General features: G+C 48.0%; 5 protein-coding genes. All 5 read right to left on the bottom strand.

Annotated elements, in window-relative coordinates; all coding sequences use genetic code 11:
- On the bottom strand, positions 1-751 hold a 751-nt coding region (locus OEM52_10250; GenBank protein ID MDK9700512.1), incomplete at its 3' end, for a hypothetical protein.
- A gap of 65 nt (positions 752-816) precedes the next feature.
- Positions 817-1,941, bottom strand: coding sequence for a PorV/PorQ family protein (locus OEM52_10245; GenBank protein ID MDK9700511.1), 1,125 nt, complete (start codon positions 1,939-1,941; stop codon positions 817-819).
- 9 nt (positions 1,942-1,950) lie between these two features.
- A complete protein-coding gene (locus OEM52_10240; protein MDK9700510.1) occupies positions 1,951-5,487 on the bottom strand; it encodes a hypothetical protein in 3,537 nt (1,178 codons plus the stop codon).
- 144 nt (positions 5,488-5,631) lie between these two features.
- On the bottom strand, positions 5,632-8,388 hold the full coding sequence (locus OEM52_10235; protein MDK9700509.1) for a TonB-dependent receptor: 2,757 nt from the start codon (positions 8,386-8,388) through the stop codon (positions 5,632-5,634).
- Between the two features lie 46 nt (positions 8,389-8,434).
- Positions 8,435-11,601, bottom strand: a 3,167-nt coding sequence (locus OEM52_10230; protein MDK9700508.1) for an alpha-amylase family glycosyl hydrolase, incomplete at its 5' end; no start/stop codon positions are given.

Here is an 11,601-nt window from a genome sequence, read left to right as displayed (position 1 = left end):
CCGGATTCGGCATTACTTCATGGAAGCCATTTCCACTCGGGGGCGGTAAAACATCCGGTTCGGATCCACTCGGTGTGATCGAACGGTTGTTCGCAATAGTTTCCCAGTGACTGGTTTCATTTGACGGATTACCGCCGGTCAAGTAAACGAACTTGTACTCAATCGCTTGCGCAATTGCGGTACTTGAGATTTGGATCCATGCCGAATAGATGCCGGGGTTTCCGGTTTCTTCGGTTAACCGCGCTACCGCGCCGCCCCAATTACCAAGGGCAGCATGACCGCCGCGAATGACAACCCAGTCATTTGCAGCGATGAAGTTACCGGATAGAATTTGTACGTTCATATTTACGCGGAAGAACACTTCGATATCGTAGTTTGCAACAACGGTTTGGTAGTTGAAGTAAACTGCTGGAATCGTGACGGGACCAGTTGCCGGAACGGCGAATTGACGATTGTTTACGCCTTCCCAAACATCACCGGTTGGACGAACGATAGCGAATTTGTATTCGATGTTACCGGTTGGTATATCCATTGTTATGGAATAAATCGAATCGCCACCGGTAGCAACGCCATAATTTGCGTTACCACTCCAGCCATTCATGCTGCCACGAACCACTACAGTGTCGCCCGTAGAGAAATTACCCGACGCCCGTTGTACCCGCATGTTGACTTGAAACGTTACCGAAACGGCTAACGCTTGCAACGCCATTCCCGCAAGTACGATTAAACTAACGAACAGTTTCCTCGACATAGAGGACCTCCTTCTTTTCTTTATTGTGAATAAACTTATGTTGCCGCCGCTGCACTGTTACCTTATCAGAACATAAGACCTAACGAATACTTCATAACCCCGCCCAGTCGATTGAAGTTCTCATAAGCAAAATCGAACTTCGCAGTTTTATCGACCGCGAACGGGAGTTTCAATCCAATACCTGCAGTAACGCCTTCCTCAGAATCTTGTAAGAAGAGCGCTTTGTAACCGGCGCGCAATGCAAACTGCCGGTTCCATTCATACTCGCCGCCGAGATTGATACTCTCGGTATTGTCATTCGGGTGAACGAAATCCATTGCCAAGGTAACTTGATTCTGTTCGGTGATAACCTTCGTATAATAGGCAAGTCCCAACCGTACATTTAATGGCAATGGCCATTCATCCGTTTCAATGCCAGCAAGTACTTTATCGTTGTTACCGGTTCGATTTGGAGCCGGATCGTAGTAGTGATACAAATCTTTTCCACTCATCTTCATATCGGTACCAAAATTCGAGATCGCCATTCCAAGCCATAGTTTATCGAACGGTGTCTGGAACAGCGTTCCGAAATCCAACGCAACTGCCGATGCAGTCTCATTCCAGATTCTTTGGTAGATGAATTTTCCATTGACACCGAAATAAAACCGGTCAGTGAGTGGATATGCATAAGCAATCGCACCGGATACATCATACGCCGAAAAGAACAGTCCCGTGCCATCTTGCTGGGTTTCGGTTGTCTGTTCCATTTCTCCGACATCAAGCATCGTAACATGAAACCCGATAGCACCTTTTTCCAATGGCATCGCGATTCCGGCATAATTGAAGTTCATGGTCGCTAACCATTTTGTATGTAAAAGAACCACTTCAGTTTGCTTGAGTCGCGCCAAAGATGCTGGATTCCAATACAATGACGCCGCATCGCCGCTTACCGCTGTATAAGCGCCACCCATGCCCAGCGGACGAGCACCAATAGCGATGTTCAAAAATGGTGCCGCAGTAGTGCCCACTTTTGATTGTGCATTAGCAAGCAAAGAGCACCCTGCTACTAACAATAGTACGATAGCAAATCGGGTAAAAGTACGCACTTGCATTCTCCCAAGAAAAGCTGCTTCATGACGCACGAAGCGGTGGATGAAGAAATTCTCATCCAACAAATTGCGAAACGGAAAACGGTTTGAGTTGGTCGTCATTATGGATGCCTACTTGATTACCGCGAACCGGTCGACATGTTTACCGAGCGGCGAATCGATATGATAAATGTAAACGCCATAGGCGATATTCAGACCATCTTTCGACCGTAAGTCCCATGTCTCGGTGCCATCTTCCAGTGCGGAACGATGATCAATGGTCTTAACCAAATCGCCGCGAACCGTATATATCCGAATTTTACACTCACTTGGAAGATGGGTGAAAGTGATTCGGCGCTCTCCACGTCCGCTCGAGAAGGAATTGGATGGTTCCTGTGTTGAGGCTGCGACATAAGGATTGGGATACACCCTGATCCGCGATAAGTCAGCGCTGTTCTTGTCTACCCGTGCCGATTGCAATGAGTAGTTGAACCGGTCGCCTGTCACTCCACCGGAGAATGGAAGATAAATTCGCAGAGCAAGTGTATCACCGGCCTGCGGAATATCACCCAAACCATACAGATTCTTCTTCAAGGTGAGTGCCCAAGTTAAAATCAATGTGTCGCTACTGGTTGCAGTAGTTGTCCGCTCGAATATCAAAGCGACATTGCTGGGATCCCATCGTGCCGGGATTCCGGTACCGCCATTAACGGTGTCGCTATTCGCTTCATCGAATGCAATGGTCACAAACTCGCCGCGGGTGCGGTTGTAAACCCGGAAGTTTACTGCTTTTGCCGGAAGATTGATGCCCCACGAATACTGCGGATACCATTGGAAATGCATCGTTGTATCGACAATACTCGGGTAGAAAATTAGGTCGTAATCAGAAGGCCATTCCCGACCGGTTAAAAATGCTTGTGAGTAATTCGCTGGATTCAGGGAATAGTCAAGCGGTATTGCTGCCGCTGTGTGTAGCCACTTACTCGCTTCCACAATGAGTGATGTTGTTCGTGGATTCAAGAAGAACAATCGGTGACCATCCACCACTGGACCAATCTTCATATCGAAATACCGGGAAGCATCATAGGTACCGTCAGCGATGCCAAACTTTTCTTCGTAATAGGAACTGAATTCCCGTACTAACCGCAAATCAAGATTCTCATTGAGGAACCTTTGATTCCAGAGCACAGTATCGGTTTGGGAACCAATCGTTCGCAATAGATGGAATGCGATTGTTCCCGCCGCCGAATCGACAAACGTGATATTGTACGTAGCATCGGAACGGACATTTCTGGGATCAAGAATCTCAGCAAAGATCTGTCCGGTGGCACCTCCAGAGATGTGTTGAACGGTCTGCACTTGGGCAGGGATATATCCGGCGGATGGTGCGACCGGTTTAGCAACGGCAGTATTTTTATCGAGTATTAACTCACCACTGACGTCAACTAAGATCGACTTCGGAGTTTCAGCCGGAAAGATGTTCTTTGTTGCATCACCCCTATCGTACGAGCATATAGCATAATAATAGGTTTGACCGTTTTCTACAGTGGTGTCGGTCCAAACGTGCTGCAATCCCGAATTATCTCCAAGGTAGAAACTTGCGCCATTTGCCAATAGCGGGAAGTAACCGTAATTCTCGTTGTTCAAATCGAATTGGGCTTGCGGTCGATTAAACACTTTTCGTCCTCGACCATCGGTAATCGTAAACGTTTCAAGGAAGCCGGCGTCGGTAGAACGGTAAATCTTGTACCCTTCAAAGTCATAACCATTCACCGGGTCAAAGGAACGCTCAGCTGCATCGTCCCAGTACAGCGTTACTTTACCATCACCTGCTACCGCTTTTACGGTGGGCTTCTCCGGTGGACGGGCGAATCGGTAATTCTCGTTGTAAATTTTCTGGACGGTGATTTTGTTGTCGGTGATGTCTTGTAAATCTTCACCAAACAAAAGTGCCATCGAAAATCGTTCGGTCTGACCCGGCAGCAATGGGAAATAGCCGCTTCCGTAGATAAAATCGCCATCTTCCGGATTAGGTGATGTGTTATCAAAGCGACCCGGCGACATTCGATCCCAGATCCCATCGTCATCATGCATCCGTAAGCCAGTTGGAGGTGAGAAGTACTCGAATGAAGTTAAACCGATTTGATCTGATTCATCGACGTCGGTTTGATCGAAATTCGGTTCACCAGCAGTCGGCACTCCGTCCCCTTCGCCGGTGTCACCCGTAGCGGGTTTGCCATCTTCCCCGACATCGTCGATTGCAGCACTCCAGTCCATGTCGTTATCGATACCATCATCACGAGCTTCATCAATCATCCGGTCGAGAATACCAAGATTGTTCACATAATTTTTGTATTTTCGTCCAGCATGATCCTGACGTTCGTCGATGAGACCGTTGTAATTATCGTCGTAACCGTTTCTTCCTTTCGAGCCAGCTTCATCCACGATGATTCCGGGATACACCAGAAATTCTCTTCCCCGGAAATTCACTCGAATCGTATCGTTTAGAGTGACGACGGTGCGAGCATAGGTGTTGTAATCGATGATAACTATGCGATCACCCTGTGAAAGAACATGGGGATCGGTCATTTGCGTTATCAGGGGGATATTCAGAGTTGGTGCAACACCCACCGAATCGTCATCGCCATCATTGTCGATACCATCTACCGAATTGCCGGGCGATTCCAAGAAGGCATAACCGGCATAACCTACGTTTATCTGACCGGGACGAACCGGCACCCAACCGGGGCTGCCAACATCGTCGCTATCCCAGGAATAGGTAATGTCGTTTTCGATTTCAAAGTACGCCAAGTCGTCGCGACTGTCGTTACGACCGCCCGATAATGTGCCTACCACCATACCGAATGCAACTTTGTCGTATGGTGTCGTCGAAACATTGGTCACATCATACAACCAGAAAATACAGTCTTCGGCGAGAAAGTGCGACCATTGCAAACCGCGAACCGTCATCCGGATTCCCAAGCCACGGCGGGTACTATCGGTCGAGTCGGGATAGAAAAAAACATTATTACCGTTGCGGTCAGGACGGGAAAACCATTCAACATCGGCTTGATCATCAACGACAAAGTAACTTTCCTGATCGGCTTGCATTTGGTCTTTGCCGAAATATCCATTCCATTGACGCCGCCAACCGGGATCGTTAACGTCGGTTTTCCAATGGTAGTCTCGCAGATCGGTATACATCTTGTCTGGCCAATAATCCGGCCAAGTTGATGGCAAGTGCGACATCGCAACCCGCCCTTGCGCCCCCGGTTGTGGCATGGCAGCGAATCCTGGAATCGGTTCGAATACCCATGCAGTGCCGCCCTGACTGGTACCGTCGGTGTTGCCGCGCGGCCCATCAGTCGTAATCGCCGACCGCAGTGTGTCGCCGTTGGGATGAACAAATTCGATACCGATTAACGGGTTTACGTCGCCGATGTATTCATCACCGGTTCCTTGCGGCCATTCACCGGAAAGCTCGCCAAGGTTCCCGATTAACCCGTAGTTGTAAAACACCGTACTGACTTTGTTTCCGTTGTGGTAAGCTTTATAACGGTACAGTCGGTCACCCTTATAGCGTACCATTTGCTGTGGTTGAGCAAATGTGCTAAGTGCAAACGCTCCACCAAGCAAAACGAGTAAAATTGCTGTAAGAAAACGGTTCATAAGAAATTTCCACCAATCGAATTCGGTCCTTCCAGAGTGACAATTCTGTATTCCCGGGAAGTAGATACTTTGCAATGTGATTGGAGTTTTATTAATCGCTGCATGCATCGGCTTCCAAACTACACTGCGAATCGTTCAACTTAGTTAAAATTCAACGCCAATAGTCAATCGTACTTCCCGTGGACGTGAATAGTAATCGGGTCGGGTGTACAATTCGTCTAAAGTGTTGATTGCCGCATACTCGTGCGCCGTCTGGCGATCCAATGTATAGGTAGCTCGTCCGGTATCGTTGTAAACGTTGTTCTCATTCAGGATGTCGAGCACATTGCGAGCGGCTAACGTGACCCGCGCTTTCATACTCTTCGACCACCGGTTGGAGATATTGAATGAGCGGAAGATGCTCAAATCGAGATTATAATAGGTCGGTTTACGACCATCGTTCTCTACTGCCGTACGGATCCCTTGGTAGGTTGTCGTATAGGGTAATCCACTGCCAATCGTACCTATCGCAGAGACACCAATCGTTGTTGGATCGTTGTAATTCACAATCAAGTTTAGTGTATGGCGGCGATCCCAATTCAATGGGACTAGTTGCTTATTTAGCTCGCGGTTGTTGCTGCCACTGCTTGCATTGTACGCGTCTTGCCGGTCGGATGCGTTTCCTTCGGCGATTTGGAATGTGTAATCGAATCCCAGCGATAAATTCTGAGAGAAGCCACGGTCGATTGCCAACAATACGCCGCGCACCTGTCCAAAATCACGATTCACATACTGGGCATACCGCGAATTGCCATAGGTTTCAATAATCTTATCGGTCGATACCAAATTGCGGATATCGCGTTGGTAGAAGCTCACTTGCATTCCAGTACGTGGTGCGATTTCCTGTTGCAAACCAAACTCATAACTCACGGTTTGTTCCGGTTTCAAGTCGGGATTACCCATCACGGTAGAGAGTTCGGTTCCCGGATTTAACTTCCAACCGGGATTGGTATACAAAACTTCATAACTTGGACGTTGGAAGAAATGCCCGTACGCAAAGTGTAGCACCCCTTTCTCACTAACGGGATAGGCAATACCGAAGCGGGGACTAAACTGCCATTTCGCATCGACAGTTTTCCACCAAAGTTTCTCGCGTTGATCAAAGGTCAACGAGTCGCGGTAGTAAGTACGCCGGGGATTGTAGACGTCGGGATCCATCGGGTCAGCCGGTACGCTGGCATTCGGATTGAACCAATCGAACCGCAGTCCTAAGTTTACGACTAATTTGGGTAACTCGATTTTATCCTGTAGATACACCGCTAATTCGTTTGGAAAATGATCATACTGGGTGTTATTGCGCGATTCCGGACCGAGAACTACCGGTCGAAATGCGATTGTGCCATCGGGATTCAGGGATACCGAAAGCGTATCTACCGGGGTAATGTCACTGTAATGAATCTGATGTTGTTGTAACTCAAAACCCAATTTCACGAAATGGATCTTTGTCGCTTGCCATGATGCATTGCCCAACCCCTGGTGGGTGTTCGTATAGCGTCGGAAATGCTGCATTTTATCGCCACCGATTTCCAACGTATAACTCGGATTGACATCGTTGTAGATCGGATTTGCATACCGCGTATCGAACATATTTTCAAAAACATAGTGCTTATACTCAGCGTAGTTATTCGCATAAGCTAAATCGTAGAACAGCGATTTGTGGGGCGTGTGGCTGATTTTGAATAAATTCGTTCGACCGAAGCTGTACCGGGTGTAATCGGTGTCGGGTGTCAATCGCCGGTCGTGGTCATACTCTTTGTATTCGCGGTTACTAAGAATCGATGTACCTGTCAATCGTATAAATTGGGTTAACTGGTATCCGAGTTTGAAACTCATGTACATTCGCTTCTCATAATTCATCTCAGCATGGGAGCCGTCGCCGTAGCTCGGAACAAAAGCCGCTTGACCGGGAAGGTTAATCCATGCCGACGTATCAGAGGGAATCACTTGATGAGCACGATTGAATCGATGCTCACCGAATTGCCACCCGCCATCATCCAAGGCTCGTCCATCGAAGAAGAAATTCAAACCACGTATGCCAATCACCGGACCGGAAAGCGTAACGCCAAGATCGCGAATCCGATCGAGCGTGCCTGCATCGCTGATCATCGGGAACTGTTTCGAGTGATTCGTGAAGTAACCACCGCCAGTATAGTTAACATTGCCGTGCACTTTCTCTTCGTTTCCTTCTTTGGTAACAATGTTTACAACGCCTGACATCGCTTGACCATACTCTGCGTTAAAATTCCCGGAAATCACCTGTAACTCTTGCACGGCGGCGGTATTTACTTCGGTACCTTGTTCGTTCGAGTATGCATCGACTACCCGCACTCCGTCGATTAAATAAGCGACTTCACCTTTGCGACCGCCGCGGAAGTGACCATCGACGACGCCAGCTTGGAGATCGACCGTCTCGCTTACTTTCGTTAACGGCATCATTTTGAGGTCTTCTGCGCTCGTACTCGAAATCGAATACGTCCGGTCGACTTCGATGATGGGTCGCTCAGCTTGTACAACCACTTCTGACATTTCCACGCCGGTTTGTTGCAAGGCAAAGTTGATTGTTGTCGTTTGATCGACTTGAATGCGAATACTCGTTTGCCGCTTCGCTTGATAACCAACGCTTGATGCTGTCAGTTCTACCTGTCCCGGTGGCACATTGATGATATAGTAATAGCCATCGAGATCAGTGACACCGCCAAGTGTTGTACCTACAATCTGAACCGATGCGCCGATAATGGCTTCACCACTCTGGTTGTCCTTCACCGTTCCCGCAAGTTTACCAGTAATGCCGGCAATAGCAGACGTAACTACCGAAAGGAATATGAAAATTCCAAGAAATCGTATGGATCGAGACTGCATCATCTCGTGACTCCAATTATGTGACAAAAGAAAATGAAAAGAAATACTACTAACGCAACAACACGACTTTTTTCACAATGGCGGCATGATTCGGCGCTGCCAATCGGACAAAATAATTGCCGCTGGAAACCGCGAGACCGTTATCATTAGTGCCATCCCAAAGTACGCTGTGAAAACCCGGTCGCAATTTCCCGGCTGCTACCGTCTTCACTTGCCGACCAAGGATATCGAAAACTGCCAGCTTATACTCACCGCCTTGCGCCAAAGTAAAAGGAATCTTAAGAGTGGCGTTGAAAGGATTCGGATACAACGTTCCCAACTGAGTCGTGACCGGAATCTCCACCAATGATGGATCAGGCGCATCGACGATAAAGGGTTCGGTTGAAAGTACGTAAACTTTCGCACCATGGATATTCAAACTGGTTGTTATCGTGGTCAATTGAGCGCCGGTTCTGGTAAAACGGGTATTCGCCAACAGGTCGTTTACATAATATGTTGTGCCTGCATCGAGGTTCCATCCCGTCGGAATGTTCACTGTTACCACTTGCGATGTCGGAGCAAAATTCACCATCGTTACCACTTTGTTCTCACCCACGATATTGCGTCCATAGCATAGCACCGGCGCACCACTGTTGTGTGTGAGCTGCTCGAAATTCGCCGTTCGGAGAGCCGGTATGCGCGCTCGGGCATATAGTAAATTCGTGTAATGCGCCAACATGTTATTCGGATCGTTACCCCATTCGATAGTACCGCGTTGACTGGTCATGCCAAGTTCTTGACCAGCATAAATCATCGGCATTTGATTTGCTGTGAGCAACATCGTTGCCGCCGTGCGGGTCTGTTCCGGTGTCTTTACCGAGATGTAGCGCACTTCGTCAAAATTTTCCATGAAGCGGAAGGGATACTTATACCCCGGATACCCCACGCCAAAATTCGTTAATGCGTTTACGACATCGGAAATCGCAGGTGGTCCCGGGAATATATTCTGGAAACTGCCGGGGAGTGAGTGGTGTAGATTCCAATCCATTGCGGCATCAAACCGATTCTCGAAAGATGTGAAGGTCGAAGCATCGGCTTCCGCAAGTAGGAAGCAATCGGGTCGAATCTTTTTCAATTCGTTGCGCCACTGAATCCAGAAATTCGAGTTCCGGTTCTGCGGGCCCCAAGCCACATCACACCGATATCCATCGACACCATACTCTTCCATCCAATACTTGCTAGCACGAATGAAATGGTCGATCACGTCGGGATTATTAGAATTGACATTCGGTAAACTCGTCCAATCGTAGTAATAGGTATAACGTCCATTGCCGTCGCGGTCAAAGAAATCCCAATAGGGACTGAAACGACCAAACCGTTGAGCATCGCGCATAAAGGGATGCTCAATTGAGGTGTGGTTGGCAACTAAATCGAGGATTACCCGAAACCCTCGTAACTTCGCTTGGCGCATAAACTCACGGAAATCTGCCTCAGTGCCATAATCCTCTTCGATGCCGAAATAATCCGTTATTGCATAGCCATGTTCGGACGGTCCCGGGAAAATCGGTGTCAACCAAATCGCATTAAACCCTAATGCTCGAATCCGGTCGAGATCGGCAGTAACACCTTGGATGCCGCCATTCGCCGAGTAATTACGCGGGAATACTTCATAGAACAATGCATCGTTTAACCACCACGCCGCTTCGTTTGTATTGAATGCATTCCATCCTTCAGTCCAAACCCGGAAGAAGGTTTTTCCATAACGAACATTTCCATGTTGATCGCTCGCAGTTACTTTGAAATAGTACTCGCCATTCACACTCGGTCGTGTAATCGTTGCAATAGCTTGATTCGCATTTTGAATCGTAACCATCGATGGATTCGTGCTATCGGCGGTCCAGCTATAAGTAATCAAATCGCCGGGAGTTGGATCGGTTGTTCCCGATGCGTCAAGTGTTCCGTTGTTTCCATTTACTGTTGCAGTTAATATAACATTAGGCCCTTGATCCGCTTCGTATTGGAAGAGAATCGATGAACTGCGACCAATGCCATTGACATTATCTGCTTCGGCATGAAACACATTGGCACCGGGTGCTAATGTTACTGCTGCGCGAATGGTATCGCCGATTTGAGTAAAGGGAACTGAAGCACCATTCTGATAAAATCGTCGGGTCGTCACATTCGCAGTCGAACAAATTGCGGTGAGTGTCCAATTCGGACGCACGGTATATTCGGTTCCTCGCGACAGCATTTGAACAAAGGGAACATTGCGATTCATACCGATTTCGGATGCATTGACTCGTAAGAAGCCGCGATACTTTCCATCCAAAGTTGCCAATCGATTACCTGACCAATTGCGCAACATCCGAGTCTGTAATCCACTGCCCGGCGACACTAAAATATCGACAGCATCGGGATCAAGGTCACTTACATCGCCACCCCAATTTGCAGGTATCTCTATGGCATCGCCTTCGGTTTGCATCGTACCGCCGAGATACGAAAATGCTCCGAAATACCACGGACGATTCCAACTACCTAACACTGCTTCGACATCGGATAGTGCTAAACGAACGGAGAAAGTATTACCATTAGCAACAGCTACCCGTACTGGTATCGAAACTGTAATTGGATCGCGTCCAGTTATCAGTCGATTGTGAGTGGTTGATGTATAGTTCGGTGCACTCGGATTACAGAGTACAATTTCTACTCCGTTTCCATTCCATTCCGGAACGCCAACTTCTGCAGCATTCTTTACTGTGCTAACTACTTCCCCGGCAATTTCCGAACCGATGTGCAATAATACTCGAGTCGAATCGCCAATCCGGTTCATCCCGACTGCTAACAGAATCGAATCGCTTCCCGCAATTTGAGAAATCGTTATACCCGTTAAGTCGACGCTGCTCGAGACTTGTGATGGAAGTGATAACTCGACGTCGTTGTAAGGGTCAAGCCAACCAGCGCTTACCTGTAGATTCTCATTATGCCAAGTCTGCCATGTTCGGGTAACCGTTCGATTCAAGGAATCGCGAACAGTCAATGTCCAAACTTGTCGGATATCCGCTAAAGGGACATTTACTGTTGCACGCAGAATACCGGAATCCGGGACTGTTGTTACTGTTACCGGTGAGCCATTCATCATCAGTGTCGGAGCAGGATTCCAGCGAATCGGTGTATTAAAACAACCTCGTTGCAAGTTGAATTGGACGGGAAGATTCGAACGGGTCTGAATCGGAAATC

The sequence above is a fragment of the bacterium genome (assembly GCA_030247525.1).
GTDB lineage: Bacteria > Electryoneota > JAOADG01 > JAOADG01 > JAOADG01 > JAOTSC01.
Note: the sequence above shows the minus strand (reverse complement) of the source record. Positions and strands in the feature narration are given on the sequence as shown.

Bases quoted from the DNA above. Each gene is read 5' to 3' on its own strand.
- OEM52_10245 (MDK9700511.1), bottom strand. From the start codon at position 1,941: ATGACGACCAACTCAAACCGTTTTCCGTTTCGCAATTTGTTGGATGAG.
- OEM52_10240 (MDK9700510.1), bottom strand. From the start codon at position 5,487: ATGAACCGTTTTCTTACAGCAATTTTACTCGTTTTGCTTGGTGGAGCG.
- OEM52_10235 (MDK9700509.1), bottom strand. From the start codon at position 8,388: ATGATGCAGTCTCGATCCATACGATTTCTTGGAATTTTCATATTCCTT.